Annotated in this window: 12 protein-coding genes; 2 read left to right on the forward strand and 10 right to left on the reverse strand. The window is 63.2% G+C overall.

Annotation, left to right across the window (positions count from 1 at the left end; all coding sequences use genetic code 11):
• Window positions 1–25: 25 nt before the first annotated feature.
• From ABZ728_RS16175 to ABZ728_RS16200, 6 genes are all read right to left on the reverse strand, one after another.
• Window positions 26–838 (reverse strand): ABC transporter permease, encoded by an 813-nt coding sequence (locus ABZ728_RS16175; RefSeq protein ID WP_366657275.1) that lies wholly within the window; start codon window positions 836–838, stop codon window positions 26–28.
• Complete coding sequence (locus ABZ728_RS16180) at window positions 835–1860, reverse strand: ATP-binding cassette domain-containing protein (RefSeq protein WP_366657276.1); 1026 nt, start codon at window positions 1858–1860, stop codon at window positions 835–837. Before ABZ728_RS16180 ends, ABZ728_RS16175 begins: the two co-directional genes overlap by 4 nt.
• 123 nt (window positions 1861–1983) lie before the next feature.
• Window positions 1984–2304: a hypothetical protein gene (locus ABZ728_RS16185; protein WP_366657277.1), complete on the reverse strand. Its 321-nt coding sequence runs from the start codon at window positions 2302–2304 to the stop codon at window positions 1984–1986.
• Window positions 2305–2403: 99 nt separating this feature from the next.
• A complete protein-coding gene (locus ABZ728_RS16190; protein WP_366657278.1) occupies window positions 2404–3699 on the reverse strand; it encodes a TRAP transporter large permease in 1296 nt (431 codons plus the stop codon).
• A complete protein-coding gene (locus ABZ728_RS16195; protein WP_366657279.1) occupies window positions 3696–4211 on the reverse strand; it encodes a TRAP transporter small permease in 516 nt (171 codons plus the stop codon). Before ABZ728_RS16195 ends, ABZ728_RS16190 begins: the two co-directional genes overlap by 4 nt.
• Before the next feature lie 24 nt (window positions 4212–4235).
• On the reverse strand, window positions 4236–5282 hold the full coding sequence (locus ABZ728_RS16200) for a TRAP transporter substrate-binding protein (RefSeq protein ID WP_366657280.1): 1047 nt from the start codon (window positions 5280–5282) through the stop codon (window positions 4236–4238).
• 239 nt (window positions 5283–5521) lie between these two features.
• Here ABZ728_RS16200 and ABZ728_RS16205 point away from each other — a divergent pair, with 239 nt between their 5' ends.
• Window positions 5522–6151: a DUF938 domain-containing protein gene (locus tag ABZ728_RS16205; RefSeq protein ID WP_366657281.1), complete on the forward strand. Its 630-nt coding sequence runs from the start codon at window positions 5522–5524 to the stop codon at window positions 6149–6151.
• Window positions 6152–6178: 27 nt separating this feature from the next.
• Here ABZ728_RS16205 and prfB read toward each other — a convergent pair.
• The 3 genes from prfB to ABZ728_RS16220 all read right to left on the reverse strand — a co-directional run bounded on the left by prfB (window position 6179) and on the right by ABZ728_RS16220 (window position 11881).
• Window positions 6179–7301 (reverse strand): peptide chain release factor 2 gene (gene prfB / locus ABZ728_RS16210; protein ID WP_366657282.1). Its coding sequence is split into 2 segments (ribosomal slippage): window positions 6179–7237 and window positions 7239–7301, totalling 1122 coding nucleotides; the frame shifts between segments, so codons are not numbered across the junction.
• A 129-nt stretch (window positions 7302–7430) separates the two neighbouring features.
• Window positions 7431–9917: a penicillin-binding protein 1A gene (locus tag ABZ728_RS16215; protein ID WP_366657283.1), complete on the reverse strand. Its 2487-nt coding sequence runs from the start codon at window positions 9915–9917 to the stop codon at window positions 7431–7433.
• A 344-nt stretch (window positions 9918–10261) separates the two neighbouring features.
• A complete protein-coding gene (locus ABZ728_RS16220; protein ID WP_366657284.1) occupies window positions 10262–11881 on the reverse strand; it encodes an N-acetylmuramoyl-L-alanine amidase in 1620 nt (539 codons plus the stop codon).
• Window positions 11882–12676: 795 nt separating this feature from the next.
• On the opposite strand from ABZ728_RS16220, the gene ABZ728_RS16225 reads away from it, so the two are divergent.
• The gene (locus ABZ728_RS16225; RefSeq protein WP_366657285.1) at window positions 12677–16270 is read left to right on the forward strand and encodes an Rne/Rng family ribonuclease; all 3594 of its coding nucleotides are present in this window, start codon (window positions 12677–12679) and stop codon (window positions 16268–16270) included.
• 225 nt (window positions 16271–16495) lie between these two features.
• Here the strand turns inward: ABZ728_RS16225 and maiA are convergent, their stop codons facing one another.
• On the reverse strand, window positions 16496–17137 hold the full coding sequence (gene maiA / locus ABZ728_RS16230; protein ID WP_366657286.1) for a maleylacetoacetate isomerase: 642 nt from the start codon (window positions 17135–17137) through the stop codon (window positions 16496–16498).
• Between the last annotated feature and the right edge of the window lie 354 nt (window positions 17138–17491).

Genomic DNA, 17491 nt, shown 5'->3' on the forward strand with positions numbered 1-17491 from the left:
GCGGCAGTAATCGGGCCCCTGTCGGTCAGCGTTCGCGATTATAGAGCCGCACGGCGATCGGCGCGCAGACGGCGGCAACGGCCAGCGGCGATGCGAGGGCCAGTCCGATCTCGCCGATATCGGCCGCTCCCGCCATCAGCCCCCGGATCGCTGTGGTCACATGCGAAACCGGGTTGACCGCCACCAGTGACTGCAGCCATCCAGGCATCGTCGCCGGATCGACATAGACATTCGACACGAAAGTCATCGGCATCAGGACCAGCCAGCCCAGCGTCATGACCGTCGACGGCGTGCGCACGACCAGCGAAATCAGCGTGAATATCCAGCTGAATCCGAGGGCGAAGACGTTAAGCAGAACGATCGAGGCAACGATTCCGGTAATGCCGGCCTCTGTGCGATAGCCGAGGCCGAAACCGATCACGAAGACAATTGCCGCCGAGATGGAATATCGCGCGATGTCGCCGGTCATGGCCCCGGCGATCGGCGACAGCCGCCAGATCGGCATCGATTTGAAGCGGTCGTAGATGCCCTTCGACAGATCCGTGTTCAGCGTGAAGCCGAGATAAATCGAAGTGAACATGACCGTCTGCACGAGAATGCCGGGCAGCAGAAACTGCAGATAAGCACCGGCCGATCCGGCCAGCGCGCCGCCGAACAGATACGTGAACAGCACGGTGAACATGACCGGCGTGACCACGACGTCGAACACCTGTTCGGGCATGTGCTTGATTTTCAGCAGCGCCCGCCAGGCGAAAGTCATGACATTGGCAACGCGTGACGGCGGCACCGGCCGGTCCGCTGACAGCAGCGTGCGCATACGATTGTTTTGGTCCGTCATGCAGCCCCCCGCGATCCGCCGGTTTCGGAGTCGGTTCCGGAATCGGACCCGGAGTCCGTCGGACCATCAACCGCACCGTGTCCGGTCAGGGCGAAAAAGACCTCATCCAGGCTGGGCTGACCGAGCGAGAAGCCCGATAGCGGCAGCGACGCCCCGGACAGACGGTTCAGGACCGGCACCGCCGCGTCGGGATCGGTCAGCTGGATCGCCATTACTCTGGGATCGGCGTCGGTGTGTATGGTGATATCGGCGCCGAGCGTCTCGGTCACCAGAGCCATGGCCGCCGGCCGGTCGCCGGCATTCTTCAGCCGGATATGCAGAACGCCCGTGCCGACCGAGGCCTTGAGTTCCGCACTCGTCCCCTCGGCGATGACGCGGCCACGGTCGATGACCGCGATCCGGTCGGCCAACTGGTCCGCTTCCTCCAGGTACTGCGTCGTCAGCATCACCGTCGTGCCCGCGGCCGCCAGCGCACGGACGATTTCCCACACGTCGTTACGGCTGCGGGGGTCGAGGCCGGTTGTCGGCTCATCCAGAAAAAGCAGGTCCGGAGTGGCGAGAATGCTGGCAGCGATATCGATGCGCCGGCGCATGCCGCCGGAAAACGCCTTGACCTGCCGACCGGCCGCGTCGCCAAGGTCGAACGCGTCGAGCAGATCGACGGCTCGCTTCTTCGCCCAGGCGCGGGGAAACCCCAGCAGCCGGGCGAGGAGAACAAGGTTCTCCGCGCCAGTCAGATCCTCGTCGATCGAGGCGAATTGGCCTGTCAGGCTAATGCGTCGCCGGATGCGCTGGGGCTCGCGCACCAGATCGTGCCCCAGAACGACGGCGCGGCCCGCGTCCGGCCGCAGCAATGTCGCCAGCATGCGGACGGTCGTCGTCTTGCCGGCACCATTGGGCCCCAGCACGCCATAGATGGCGCCCTGCCCGACCGACAGATCGATACCGTCGACGGCCCGCGTCGAGCCGAATGCCTTAACCAGGCCGGTGGCCTCGATGGCCATGGAGGATCGCGATGTCATGATCGGGAACAATACTGCCGCAACCGATGGGACGCAGTATCGCGTATCATACGCGCCAGCCGGATTCCAGCACTGTGAGCGTCAATCCGCGGTCATACCGGCAGGAGGTCCGGAGGTTGGCATTCAGCGCCGGCCGTAGCCGCCATTGGTGCGGTCACGGTCAAGGACGATATATTCACCCTCAACGACATCGCCGCCGCCGGCTGCGCTATGTCCCGAGCGATGATGACCGGCGTTGAAATTGCCGTTGCGGCGGCGCCCGAACCATGCGGCGATCGCGCCTGCAACCAGAACCACCGGCACGACGATCAACGCGATACCGGCGGCCAGCACCATGAACAACAGACCCACCAGTACCGACGCCGCGACGATCAGGAAAGCCGCCCAGCGCGGGAGCCTGACGACACGATATCCGAATCCCTGAAACCCGCCGTTTTGCACCATGAAAGTTCCTCTTTGCTATCTGCGCGGCGCCTCCGCAGCGCAGTCCCGTACGATATCGTCATTCATGGCGCCGGATTCAAATCCTGGTATCGGCCGTGACTACATCATCGAGGGCAAAAGCAGCACCAGACCCGGAAACGCGACAAGCAGAAGTATACGCACGATATCGGCGACGATGAAGGGGATGACCCCGCGCATCACATCCGCCTGCCGGAGCCGGGAAACGACACCCTGGATGATGAAGAGATTGATGCCGATCGGCGGCGTGATCAGCCCGATCTCGGCAACCGAGACGACGATGATGCCGAACCAGATCGGGTCGAATCCGAGCCCCGTGACCAGCGGAAACACAACCGGAATGGTCAGCAGGATCATGGACAGCGCGTCCATGAAGCAGCCCAGCACGACATAGAACAGCAGAATGATCAGCATGACCGATATCGGCGACAGATCCGACTGCCCGATCCAGCCGCTCATCAGCCCGCTCAGGCCGGTGCTTTCGAGGAAGAAATTGAACAGGGCCGCCCCGATCAGAATGAAGAAGATCATTGCCGAGGTTCGCACTGTCTCCAGAGCGGCGCTCAACAGGTCGGACGCGCTGATACGCTTGGCCAGCGCCAGCAGAAATGCGCCCGTCGCCCCGATAGCGGCGGCTTCGGTCGGCGAAAACAGGCCGAGATAGAGCCCACCGATCACAACCGCGAACAAAAGCAGGGCTGGCATGACGTCCAGACCCAGCTTGTACCAGTCGACGGCCGGTCCGGGCGGGGCGTCACGGACCAGGTTCGGGCGGATCCGTATGGTGATGACCACCGCCAGAACATAGAGCGCCACCGCCAGCAGCCCCGGAATCAGCGCGGCGATGAAGAGCTGCCCGATCGATGTTTCCGTCAGAAGGGCATAGATCACCAGCAGGACGGATGGCGGTATCAGAACGCCCAGGGTTCCCGCAGCGGCAACCGTTCCGGCACTGATGCTGTCGGCATAGCCGACGCGCCGCATCTCGGGCACGGCGATCCGTCCCATGGTGGCGGCGGTGGCGAGCGACGAGCCGCAGATCGCACCGAACAACGCACAGGCGCCGATCGTCGCGATCGCGACACCGCCGCGCAGACGGCCGACGACGGCATTCGCCATGTCGAACAGGCCACGCGATACGCCGGACCGCGCCGCAAAGACCCCCATGGCCACGAACAGCGGTACCACCGACAGGCTATAGGGGAAGACGGCTTCGAAGGGCGCAACACTCAGCGCAAAGCCGGCAGCCATGGGACCGTTCAGGATCGTGAACCCGGCCACGCCGACCATGGCCATGGCCAGCCCCACCGGCACACCGACAAAAGCCAGCACAAGGGCGACGAGAAAGCCCAGCAGGCCGATTACGGGATCGCTCATACTTCGGCCTGTTCCCGTTCGGGCGTCGGAATGTTCAAAAGTCGCTTGAAGACGAGAGCGGCGGAGGTCAGGACCGAAAGCGCCAACCCGGCCGCCATCGGCCCCCAGAACAGCGCCATGGGCAGCGCGATGTTCATGGAGATGTCATTGCGGGCAAGCGCGCTTTCAAAGCCCTCGAAGGTCTTCAGGGACAACAGGACAAGAAAGGCGATCGCGACCAGATCCACGATCGTTAGCAAACCCTTGCGCAGTCTCGTCGGCAAAGCTTCAAGGAGAAGTTCCACCCTGACATGCCCCTCGGAAAAAAAGGTATAGGGCATCCCCAGGAAAACACCCGTCATGACGCAGAGCTGGACGATATCGACCACACCCCGCAGCCCCAGACCAAAGGGGCGGACGATGACATCGGCGACGGTCGCCGCCGCCGCCGCGCCCAGGCAGAGAGCGCCGAGCACGGCCAGCATGACTGCCAGCCGGTCGGCCGCCCGGACGAATGCCGCTAACGGCGCCATCGATGCCCCCTTCCCGACCGGCTGTTACCGGCTTTCGTACTCGGCCTGGTATTCGGCGACCAGTTCCTGCGCCCGTGCATAGATTTCATGCGCGTTGTCGACACCTTCGGCCTGAAGGCTGTCAAGCCATTCTTCGGCGACCGGTTCGAAATGCGCCTGCCAAAGAGCCTGCTCCTCTTCGGTCAGCTCGATGATCTCGTTGCCTTCGGCAATCGCCAGTTCCTTCCCGGGTTCGTCCCAGCTTGGCCAGTATTCCTCGCCGAAACGCGACGCGAGCGGTCGGTAGGACGCTTCGTCGACGCAGTCGCGGACCGTGTCGGGCAGACCATTATAGGCATCCTCGTTCATGGCGAACCAGAAGGAGGTCGTGTAGAGCCCAATTTCGGAGTGGTAGTCGAGGACTTCGGCGAGATTGAATCCGAACACGGCCTCATACGGGAAGACCGTTCCGTCGGCGATGCCGCGCGCCAGAGTTTCGTATGTCTCTGTCGGCGGGACGCCCACCGGGACGGCATCCAGGCTCTCGATCATGAGGGCCACCGACGGCGCGGGCGTTCTGATACGAAGTCCCGCCGCATCGGCCGGTGTCCGTACAGGCGTTCCGGCAGTGTGGATCAGCCCGGCATCATGCGCATGAAGCGCCAGAACCTTCAGCCCTTCATAGGGCTCGGAAATCAGCCCTTCCTCGAACAACGACCACAGCGCATTGGAGTTTGCGTAGGCACTTCGGGCCAGCAACGGCGTATCGATGACGGTCGCGGCGTCGAATCGGCCACGCGGCAGGTGGTTCAGGCCATGCGCGATATCCAGAAGTCCGGCGCGAAGGTATTCTTCCAGCCGGGTGACGTTGCCGAGCTGCGAACCGCCGGTATGAAAATCGAAATTGACGGCGCCATCGGCGCAGGCCGCCACCTGTTCGGTCCAGTCGAGGGCAAAATCGGCATGCGGTCCCGCCCCCGCCGGCCAGAAATGTCCGAATCTCAGCGTTATTTCATCGGCGCCGGCGCCGCTCGTACCGGCGGCGATCGTCCCGGCGGCCAACAGAGCCGCCCCCCATGCCTTGCCTCGCATCGACTTTCCTCTCCCTTGCTGTGTTGATTGCCGGCTCCGGGCTTTCCGTTTCCCAGTGCCGGATGCCTGCTCTTATGTGTCGGTATGAGGCATCGTGGCGACCCGGCACAAGGCTGTCAACGCGGGATGGCTGTTGGTCTCCGCGCGGGTGCCGCGATCGCCCGGATCCGGCTTCGGCTTGCCGCAGGGCCGGCTTCCTGATATTCGAAGCCATCGTGATAAAGGGCCGGAGGTGGGAGATGTCTTTGCACAGGCCACGGCGGCATGCGCCGGCAACCGCCCGCAACAGACGGCCGATCCTCGATGTTCTCAGAACCGCGCTGCCATCCGCAGGGCTCGTCCTGGAGATTGCCAGCGGCACCGGCGAGCACGCAGCCTATATGGCGCCGCGCCTCGGCCCCGGTATCGTCTGGCAACCGAGCGAGGCTGACATGGACGCCCTGGTCGATATCGACGAACATGCCCGCGAAAGCCGCTGTCTGACGATACGGCCCGCGCTCTACCTGAATGTGGCGGAACACGACTGGCCGATTGACGAAGCCGATGCGATTTTCTGCAGCAACATGATCCACATCGCGCCATGGCCCGCGACGGAGGGTCTGTTTGCCGGCGCCGCGCGGCTGCTGGATGTCGGCGCCCCCATCATTCTCTATGGCCCTTTCAAGCGCAACGGCGACCATACGGCACAGTCGAACGCCGCCTTCGATGCTCAGCTTCGCAGCCAGGACGAGCGCTGGGGCCTGCGGTGTCTCGATACCGAGGTGGCACCGCTGGCCGCCGAGTGCGGTTTCACGATCGACGCCGTCGTGCCGATGCCGGCCAACAATCTGACCGTCGTCTTCAGACGACACGAAATGCCCGCCGCATAAGCGGCGGGCAACTGATCCGGATGTCGGTCAGGCGGAATCCGCCGATGCCGTGGTCTCGACCTTGGCGGCCAGAGCGGCCTCAAGAAACGGGTCGATCGCGCCGTCGAGGACAGCCTGCGGGTTGCCGGACTCCACGTTCGTGCGCAGATCCTTGACCATCTGATAGGGCTGCAGGACGTAGGATCGGATCTGGTGGCCCCAGCCGATATCCGTTTTCTCGTCGGCCAGCGCCTGGGCGGCCTCTTCCTTCATCTTCAGTTCGCGTTCGTATAGCCGCGCCCGCAGCATGTCGAAAGCTGTCGCACGGTTCTTGTGCTGCGACCGGTCGTTCTGACACTGCACCACGATGCCGGTCGGAACGTGCGTGATACGTACCGCGCTGTCGGTTCTGTTGACGTGCTGTCCGCCCGCACCCGAGGCGCGATAGGTATCGATCCGCAGGTCCTTGTCTTCGATCTCGACCGTGATGGTGTCGTCGATGACCGGCGACACCGAGACGGAGGCAAAGCTGGTGTGACGCCTGGCCTGGCTGTCGTACGGGCTGATCCGGACAAGCCGGTGCACACCCTGTTCGCTCTTGAGCCAGCCATAGGCATTGTGGCCGCGAATGACCAGCGTCGTCGATTTTATTCCCGCTTCTTCGCCTGCGCTTTCTTCCAGCAGTTCGGTCTTGAACTTGCGCCGATCGGCCCAGCGAACATACATGCGCAGCAGCATACGGGCCCAGTCCTGAGCTTCGGTACCGCCGGCGCCGGCATTCACCTCGAGATAGCAATCGTTGCTATCGGCCTCTCCGGACAGGAGCGCTTCGAGTTCGAGTCCGTCGGCCCGGGACTTCAAAGCCTTGAGATCTGCTTCGGCGGCGGCAAGCGTGTCGTCGTCGCCTTCCGCTTCGGCCATTTCAATGAGCTCAACCGCGTCGGACAGCGCCGTCGTCAGTTCGTGATAGGCGCCCAGCGAATCTTCCAGACGCGTACGTTCCCGCATCAGAGTCTGTGCGGAATCGGGATCGTTCCAGAGATCAGGGTCCTCGACCAGTGCGTTCAGTTCGTCCAGACGCAGCGTTGATTGATCGACGTCAAAGTGACCTCCTCAGCAGCGCCAACGACCCTTCGATGTCGTTGACGACCGCTTGCAGTTCGGCGCGCATGGCGTTCTCCCCAGCGATAGGATTGGAAGTGAAACGGATCGGGCAGGACGACGGGACAGCCACCCGTTGCCGGTGCCAGCGGCCCCGGGATTATCCCGTCACGCCCGATTGATAGCGCCGAAGCAGCCTTCAGTAAAGGCCGCCCGTGCCCCCGCCGGTGAACCCGCCATCGTTGTCGTCGCCTGGGGCCGTGAAGTCCGACACACCACCGATCGTACCGGCCGTCGACGGGCCGCTGCCGGCCTGAAAGGCTTCCCATATGAACGGCTCTCCGGAACTCGCCTGCTGGCCTGTCCGGGGATTGACGCGAATCAGGTTGGCTGCCTGCGGAATGCGGAATGGCGGCACCTGCTGGCCGTCCAGGACCGTCTCCATGAATTCACCGAAGATCGGCAACGCCACGCTGCTGCCCGTTTGCCCCTCGCCCAGCGAATGCGGCGCGTCGTAACCCACGAAAACGCCAACGACCAGATCCGGTGTCGATCCGATGAACCACGCGTCGCGAACGTCGTTGGTCGTCCCGGTCTTGCCGGCAAGCGGCTTGCCGATCGACTGGAGCCGCTGGCCGGTACCCCGCTGAATGACGCCTTCCATCATCGAGACGACCTGATACGCGCTTACGGGATCCGCCACACGCTCGCGGTCGTCGGGCAGTGCCGGTGTTTCCTGACCATTCCATGCGACGTTCGTGCAGTCATTGCAGCCCCGTTCGTCATGTCGATAGATCGTCCGGCCAGTCCGGTCCTGAATGCGGTCGATGAATGTCGGTTCGATCCGCAGGCCGCCGTTGACGAGCATGGCATAGGCCGCTGTCAAATCGAGAGGCGTGGTTTCGCCGGCCCCGAGCGCCATCGAGTACAGCAGCGGCATTTCTTCATAGATGCCGAATTCGCTCGCAACCTCGCGCACCCGCTCCAGACCGACTTCCTGCAACAGCCGAACCGTCATGAGGTTGCGCGAACGTTCCAGGCCGACGCGCATCGGCGCCGCCCCGAGAGAATCGCCGCCATAGTTAGTCGGTCGCCACAGTCCCTGACCCGCCCCCTGGCTGATGGCGACCGGCGTGTCATAGAGGATCGTGCTCGGGGTCAGCCCCGCTTCGAGCCCTGCGAGGTAGACAAAGGGCTTGAAGGCGGAGCCGGGCTGACGTTCTGCCTGGGTGGCGCGGTTGAACTCGGATCGCTCGAAGCTGTACCCGCCCGTCGTCGCCATCACGCGTCCCGTATGCGGATCCATGACAACGACCGCGCCTTCGATCTCGGGGATCTGCCTGAGGGCGAAACGCGGGATCAGGTCGCCTTCCGCAACCGCCTCGCTCGCCTCCTCGTCGCGGGGGGCGGCTCGATAATCCGGCCGGTTTACAGAGGCATCGGCGGCGACAACATCGCCAAGGGCGAGCACGTCCTCGACCGACTGCGGCGCTGGCCCGGGGGACCGCCCGTCGCCACGGTGCGGCCGGGCCCAGGACACGCTTTCCAGATCCATCCAGCCGCGGCTGCGATCCTCGAACCCGATCAGCGCACCGTCGGCATCGATTTCAAGAACGACGGCCAGCCGCCAATCCTCTATCCCGGCCGCGTCCTCGTCGTTGGCCCTGATATCGCGCAGTTGCTCGGGCCAGGCATCGAAATCCGCCATATTGGCAATCGGTCCGCGCCATCCGAACCGCCGGTCGTAGTCGACCAGACCGTTGCGCAGGGCCTGGCCCGCCACCCGCTGATAAAAGGGATCGACCGTCGTCCGGACCGATAGCCCGCCTTCATACAGGGTGGTGTCGCCGTATATCCGTTGAACGATCCGTCGGACTTCCTCGCTGAAGTAATCCGCGCGGACCACGTCCTGCCGCAGTTGATTGGTCACTTCCAGGGGCGCGGCCACGGCCTCGGCATGCTCATCTTCGGTGATGTAGCCGTCGTCAAGCATGCGATTCAGGACATAGTTGCGCCGGGAGACGGCCGCTTCGGTACGCCGGGTCGGATGGTAATTGTTCGGTGCCTTCGGCAGGGCTGCCAGATAGGCGATTTCTTCCAGATTCAGTTCCGAGAGCGAGCGGTTGAAATACGCAAGTGATGCCGCAGCCACACCATAGGCGCCGCGGCCCAGATAAATCTGATTCAGATAGAGTTCGAGGATCTGGTCCTTGGAGAACGTCCGCTCCATGCGCAAAGCAATCAGTGCCTCGCGTATCTTGCGATCAAGGGTAACGTCCGATGTCAGCAGAAAGTTCTTCGCCACCTGCTGCGTGATCGTGGACGCTCCCTCCGGGCGCTGGCCGCTGCCAATGTTCCGGATGTTGGTGACGACGGCCCGGACCAGGCTGGTCGGATCGATGCCGCTGTGGCCGTAGAAATTCTGATCTTCCGCGGCAATAAATGCCTGGCGCACGCGCTCGGGAATGACATTGATCGGCACGAAAAGGCGATTCTCGATCGCGAATTCATCCAGCAGCCGGCCGTCACTGGCATGAAAGCGGGTTGTTACCGGCGGCTCGTAGTCGGCGAGCTGCCGATAGTCAGGCAACCTCAAGCTGAAATGGCTAAGCGCCCCATAGGCGGCGGCACCGCCGACGACGGTGACGATCAGTAGTGAAGATATAAACCAACCCAGAATGCGCATGCCGTTCTATCCACCGTTCCGACTATGTAACTACCGTCCGATCACTCCCGGCCAGACCTGCAAGCCTCCCGAACCAAAGCCGTTCCACCCCATACCGCCTGCATCAGACAGAGTCGGACCGGACCGATTCGCATCATACATCCGGACTGGGTAGCGCGCGATTGTGACCCGTTCATGACCAGCGGAAGCACCAGTCGCTGAAGACCTGACCCCGAAGTGCCCTGCCGATTGCGCGCGGTCAAGTCGTCAGGGAAGTATGAGTGCCATGAGTGCCCCGATGTCACAGCACCCTGTGCCGTGTCGAACCAGCGGATGCGCTGAGGCCCATCCAGCACCCGTTCAATCTAGCGCCGGGCCAGTCCCGCCAGATTGGGGGCCCTGAAATAGTCATCCACTGCGCCGGCGATGGTTTCAATCATGGCCTCCAGATGGGCCGTGTCACTCAACTGGCGCTCGTCCTCCACATTCGACAGATAGCCCAGCTCCACCAGGGCGGAGGGGACATCCGGCGCCGTCAGTACCGCGAAACCGGCCTGTCGGTGAGAATTCGACAGCATGCGCGTCACGCCGCCCAGCGCCGTCACCAGATGATCCGCGATCAGGCGGGATTGATTCTTGGTGTCACGCTGGGCCAGGTCGATGAGAATCGACGCGACCATATCGTCGGTTGGATCGAGCACCACGCCGGCAAGGGCATCCGCGCGGTTTTCCCGGGCGGCAAGCATTTCGGCTTCCCGGTCGGAAGCAACCTCGGACAAGGTGTAGACCGACGCGCCACGAACGTTCTGGTTCTCCATGCTGTCGGCGTGAAGCGAGAGAAACAGGTCGCCGTCAGCCTGACGGGCGATCCGGACCCGGTCGCGCAGCCGCAGGGTCTCGTCACCGTCACGGGTCAGGACGACCCTGTAGCCCCCCCGGTCCAGAAGCGCCTCGCGCAGCATTCGTGCCGCCCTGAGAACAATCGTTTTCTCCATAGTGCCGGAAACGCCGACTGCCCCGGGGTCGATACCGCCATGCCCGGCGTCGATCACGACTGTGCGCACGGCCGGTCGATTGGGCCGTATCGGCGGCATCGGAACATCGAATGGAACGCCGTCCACTGCGACCGGTCCGGATTGCCCAACGCTCCGACCCTCACCCTCCGGCCCCCCCCCGTCAGCCGTCGACATCACGGCAGGTCGAATCGGCGGCAGCGGCAGTCCACCGAGATCAGGCATATCCGCAGCTACCTGCCGTGATACCGGCGCTACGGCTGCGATGCGGCGGCGTGGCGCGGTCGTAGCGCTACCGTCCGACGACTCGAAAACGGCGACGGTACCGCCGGACCGATTGCCGTCCGTCGCGCCATCTGCCCCTGCCCCTGCCCCGTCAACGTCGGGACGACGATCCGGGATCGGAAACTCGGGAATATCCGGAGGAGCGCGCGGCGGAGTACGGGGCGATGAAGCGGTTTCCGACGCCGCATCGGCGGCCGGCGAACTGCCGTGCCGTGTCCCGTCGGCTTCTCCTCCGTCGGCCGTCCAGGCGCCGGTCTCCGCCGGTTTCTCGACGAGATCGAGCACGAAACGTGCTGGACCCTCGTCGCGGGCGGGGATGAAAAAGGCGTCCGAAATGGCAACCGGTTCTGTCATCGTCAGAAGAACGCGGCGTGCGCCGTCCGGCGAGCGCCCCACCTCGAACCGGCCAACGAGACCGATACCCGGCCCCTCGGAGGCGGCGCGCCAGTCGGTTGCGGGAAAATCCAGAATAACTCGATCGGGATCGCTGAGCGTGAGGATCGAGAACGCCCGCTCGCGACTCATTTCGAGGACAAAACGGGTCCGGTCGCCGTGATCACCCATCCGCTGAGCCGTCACGACCGCAGCTGCCCCCGAACCAGTCGCGTTTGCCGACTGGCCAAGCGCCGACACCGGCGGCAAGGCAGCGAGTCCCGACAGGACCGCTACCAAGAGTGTTATCAGCAATCCTGGCCTGCCCATGCTACCTCGCCATTGGATATACCTCCCTTATTATAGAAGAAAATCAGTACCTTCAATCGAAAAGGTAATGTAACGCTTGATCCATAGGCGACAATATGAACACAAGTCATTCGCCGCTCGCCGGGATCGCGATGGCGATCGCTGCCGGCTTCAGGCGATTCGCCGCACCGCCAGCGCCCCGATAGTGTGGCGCGCCACACTATCGAGCGATCACAGCGTTCCGGCACGGCGCCCGGCGTTCGGCTGAACCCGAATCGACTTTGTTTTCAGTGAATTCGGACATTGTGGAACCGGCACTCAACGTCTATTGTCACTTTGCGACATAGTATGTGTGCCGGCCTCCGGTTGGCGTTTCGGTATTCTGTACCGGAGATTGCCCTGGGATCCAGAGTTACGGACAAAATCGCCGCAGAATGCAGCGGTAGCGTCCTTTCTTCCAGGATCACCGTGTGCCTGCCGATGATTTCGACCGGGGCTTCCATCACCCCGACGCGATCGACTTCGTTACGGCCGATTGGCCGGATCAAAGGGCTGGGGCAAGTCCGTCCGCCGACAGGCGACGGCACACATGTGAAAGGTAACGGTGTAACCGGGGTTGACCTGACGCTTCCTGTTTATGGGCGGCGCCATGTCCGGAGACGGCTGGTATCGGTCCTGGCTTGCTGTCACAGCGCCGTTCCGAGTTCGGCCTGCCGATCCGCATACCCCCCTAAGCCAATGACGCGTTGTCGGCTCCGTCGTGTCGCACGGCTGTCGGCGGTTGCGTCGTAAGGATCGTTCATGACTAAGAGAATGCTTATAGACGCGTCTCATCCCGAGGAGACCCGCGTCGTCGTACTTGACGGTAATAAGCTCGACGAATTCGACTTTGAGACATCAAGCAAGAAGCAACTGAAGGGCAATATCTACCTTGCAAAAGTAACGCGGGTTGAGCCCAGCCTTCAGTCAGCCTTTGTCGAGTACGGCGGAAACCGGCACGGCTTCCTGGCCTTCTCCGAAATTCATCCGGACTATTATCGAATTCCCGTCGCCGACCGCGAAGCCTTGATCGAAGAAGAATCGAAGGCTGCCGCCGAGGCCGGCAAAGCGGCGCGCCAGGCCGCGGCCCAAGGCAACGCGATCGATCAGGATGATCCGTTTGGCGATCCCCGAGACGAGGACGACGGCCGGCGCGGCTCAAGATCGGCTCAGAAGTCGCAGCAGAACGGCGGCGACAACGATGACGACGACGAGGATATCGAAACTGTCGGCGGCGACGACATCGACGAAGCCGCGCAGACCGGACCCGTCCGTCCGAAGCGCAGCTACAAGATCCAGGAAGTCATCAAACGGCGTCAGATTCTTCTGGTTCAGGTCACGAAAGAGGAGCGCGGCAACAAGGGTGCCGCGCTCACGACCTATCTGTCTCTGGCGGGCCGTTACTGTGTCCTGATGCCGAACACGCCGCGCGGCGGCGGCATCAGCCGAAAGATCGTTTCGCCAAAGGACCGCAAGCGCCTCAAAAGCATCCTTGATGATCTGATGATCCCGGAGGGCATGGCCGTCATCCTGCGCACGGCCGGCCTGGAACGCACCAAGGCCGAGATCAAGCGCGATCTCGACTATCTTCTGCGGCTTTGGGACAACATCCGCGAAACCACGCTGCAAAGCACGGCGCCGACGCTGATTTACGAAGAAGCGAACCTCATAAAACGGGCCGAACGCGACCTCTATACCAAAGACATCGACGACATCCAGGTCGCTGGCGAGGAAGGCTATCGCACGGCCAAGGATTTCATGAAGATGCTGATGCCCAGCCATGCCCGGCGGGTCAAGCCGTACCGGGATGGGCATATACCGCTCTTTCAGCGCTATGCAGTCGAAAGCCAGATCGACGCCATGCACAGCCCGACCGTCGCGTTGAAATCGGGCGGCTATGTCGTCATCAACCCGACCGAAGCGTTGGTCGCGATCGACGTCAACTCCGGCCGGTCGACGCGTGAGCGCAATATCGAGGAAACGGCCTACAAGACGAATCTCGAAGCAGCCGATGAAATCGCCAGACAACTCCGGCTCCGCGATCTGGCCGGCCTGATTGTCATCGATTTCATCGACATGGAAGACGATCGGCACAATGCGGCGGTCGAACGGCGCCTGAAAGAAGCGATGCGACAGGACCGGGCCCGAATTCAGCTCGGCCGGATCAGCGCTTTCGGCTTGCTGGAGCTGTCGCGCCAGCGGCTGCGCCCCAGTCTGACCGAGACCCATTTCGAACCCTGCCCGCGCTGCAACGGTACCGGTCTCACGCGGTCGCTCAGCAGCTCCGCGCTGCATCTGCTGCGGGCGATCGAGGAAGAAGGCATCCGAAGCCGATCGGCCGTGGTCCGGGTTTCGGCCGCGACGGACGTCGTGCTTTTCGTCCTGAACGACAAGCGTGCGGCACTGACCGAAATCGAACAACGTTACGCCTTTTCGGTCATTCTGGCGCGCGACGACACCCTCATACCGCCCGAACACCGGATTGATCAGGTCCAGGCACGATCGGCTGAGGAAATCGCCGCCGCCGAAGCCCGCGCCGCCGCCGCCGCCGCCGAACAACGACTGATCGAAAAGCAGGCGGCACAGGCGGACGAGGAGCTGGTGGACGAAGAACTCGACGGCGAGGACATCGTCCCGGTTGGCGCGTCCGCCCCGGCCCCGATCCTGGCCCCGGATGCGGCTGAAGAGTCCGATGACACCGAAAGCGCCAGACCGTCCGACGGCCAGAACGGCGACGAATCCGGTGCCGAGGGTCGCTCGAAGCGCAAACGCCGCTCACGCTCTCGCCGGCGGCGGCGTGATGATCGACCGGAGGAAAACACCGAGGAACGGCAGGAGGAGCGAGCAGAGGACGCAACGTCCGGCCCGACCGCGGACGACATCGCCGCAGCGCCTGTCCAGGCGCCGATCCCTCACCCGACCGAGCCCCCGCGTCCTGCCCAGGAAGCCCGGATGGGCGCCGACGCCGTGGACACTCGGGCCCCGGCAGCCGATCGCAAAGACGACGACAAGCCGGTCGGCGGCGAGAGACAGCGGCCACCCGGCGGCTGGTGGGCGCGTCGCCGAGCGGCGGCGGAGGCGGCAGCCAGCACCTCGGTTGCCCGTGACGATGTTCCGACTGCTACTCCGGCCGAATCCTATCGGGCGGAAGAGCACCGGTCTGACATCAGCACTCTCGATGACGCCGAGAATGTTCTGCCCGTCGACGAGAACGCCGACGATGACGAGATCGGTGAAGTCTTCCCCTCGTCCAGTGGGGCCTATGAAGATGAAACCGAAGAGGAACGTCAGCGCAGGCGGCGACGGCGCGGCAAACGCGGCGGGCGGCGGCGGTCCGGCCGGCGGCGTGACGAGGACGGCGTCGAGGAGGAAGACGACGATGTGGCGGCATCTGCAGAGTTCGCCAGCGGCGATCGCGACGCTGATCTCCACGATGGCGACGGCGTCACGGCTGCGGAGATCCCAGTTGAGCCGCTGAAGCCGGCCTCCGAGGAGACTGAGACCCTCCAGCGGCAGGATCGGACACCCGAACCGTCAGAGCCACAGGTCGACGAAGCAGCGGCGGAATCCGCCTCAGGCTCCCCGGAATCAGCTACCGCCATCAGCGGTGCTGTGACCGAACCGGCCGAGGGTTCCTCGGACACTGCGCCGGCGGACCTGCAGACCGGGACGCAACCCGAGGAGGCTCCGGCAAAACCCAAAGCCAAGCCTCGGGCGCCCAGAAAGCGGGCTGCAGCAAAGACGCCGGAGGAAAAGACGGGCGAAACCAAGACCGGAGAGACGACGGCGAGGAAGTCAAGAAGCCGCAAGGCGGCGACGACGACCGATACCGAGGCACCGGCCGAACCGAAGCGTAGCAGGGCACCGAGAAAATCCACCAAAGCCGCTGCTGCATCCGGTTCGGGAGACGACGCTGGCGCATCTGACGGCCCGGCCTCGGCAGCTTCAGCCGCCGAGGCCGATGGACAGGAGAAAGCGACCAAAGCGCCCGCAAAGAAGGCGACGACACGCAGCAAGAGCGGCACGGCCAGTGCCAAGGCCACCGGGAAAACCGCTTCAACCGGTACCACCAAGCGCGCTGCAGCGTCGAAAAAGACGGGCTCGACTGCAACGAAGGACGACGACGCAGGCGAACCGAAGCCATCGGCAGCAAAAGCCCCCGGGCGCAGCCGGTCCCGCGCAGGCAAAGCTGCCAATGCGGACACCCCGGCAGCGTCTGATGGCGAGGCCAAATCCGAAGCAGCACAGAGTGGTTCTGGTCAAAGTGAGTCTGGTCAGGGGCACTCTGATCGGGGGCACTCTGATCAGGGCGATGCCAAAAAGCCGCGTCGCGGCTGGTGGGCGGCAAGAGGCTGATCAACCGGCGCCGCCGACGGCGCGCCGATCTGTAATCCCGGATGCGGGTCTGATGCGGCGGGGCGGACGGTGGTCCGTTCCGCCGCATTCGCGTTTTGTCTTGAGTGCCAGCAATAATCGGCCGCAGGCCGCAGAAGGATTGCCAGAAAAGCCTGGGGGAGGGTCAGGGGTGCCGACGAAAGTCGGAGCCCCTGTCACCCTTGATCCAGTCCTGAGCCGCGGGACTCAGGAATCGGCATCCGGCTGGGCGTCCGGTGCCGCGGAAGCAAAAGCCGGCAATCCCATGCAAGTGTCGTTGATTGCGGTGATGGTCGGATATGCCGTCAGATCGATATTCATGCGTCGGGCATTATAGACCTGAGGGACCAGGCAAATATCGGCAACGGTGGGGTGACCGCCATGACAAAAGGTGCCCGTTTCATCCGACTTCGAGAGAATTGCTTCCAATGCCGAGAAGCCTTCATCAATCCAGTGACGGTACCACGCGTCGATCTTTTCCTGCGGCAGGCCGGCTTCGTCCTTCAAATATTCCAGCACCCTCAGGTTGTTGAGAGGGTGAATGTCGCAGGCGATGGTGCTGGCAATGGAGCGTATCCGCGCCCGGGCGAGCGTATCCTTTGGCAGTAAGGGCGGATCCGGATACTTTTCTTCGAGGTATTCGATGATGGCCATCGACTGGTTCAGGACCTCGGGGCCGTCGATCAGGGACGGCACGAATTTCTGGGGGTTCAGCGCCGCATAGGACGGCGCTTTTTGTTCGCCCTTTCGAAGATGGACGTACACGGCTTCGTGTTCGACATTCTTGAGCAGCAGCGCGATACGAACCCTGAAAGCGGCTGAAGATCTGAAGTACGTAAATAATTTCATCGGGCTTCCGGTTTTCGAGGGAAGGCAGGATACGAAAGAGCACCTGCGCTGTCGGTGCGGGACGCCGCCCGCGCGGCGCCGATACCAGCGTTGTACGGTGAGAGTTTAGCCCAATGGTCGCCTTCCGCCAACCTGTGCTGACGAAACGGAGTATCGCGGATACCCTTATAGATTGAATAGACTTCCATTAAACAACTATTAGCATTAGCCTGATATCTCCTGACATCGAGGGGCCATTGCGAGGGAGTACAGACATGGTATAACCCGCGGGAATTCGCATGATAGAACGTCGTGCGATCCAACTTCGTGTGATCCAGTTCGGGGCCGCCCCACTTCGGCGTAGCGTCTGCAGGA

Origin of the sequence: Fodinicurvata sp. EGI_FJ10296 (assembly GCF_040712075.1) — a bacterium.
Lineage (GTDB): Bacteria > Pseudomonadota > Alphaproteobacteria > DSM-16000 > Inquilinaceae > JBFCVL01.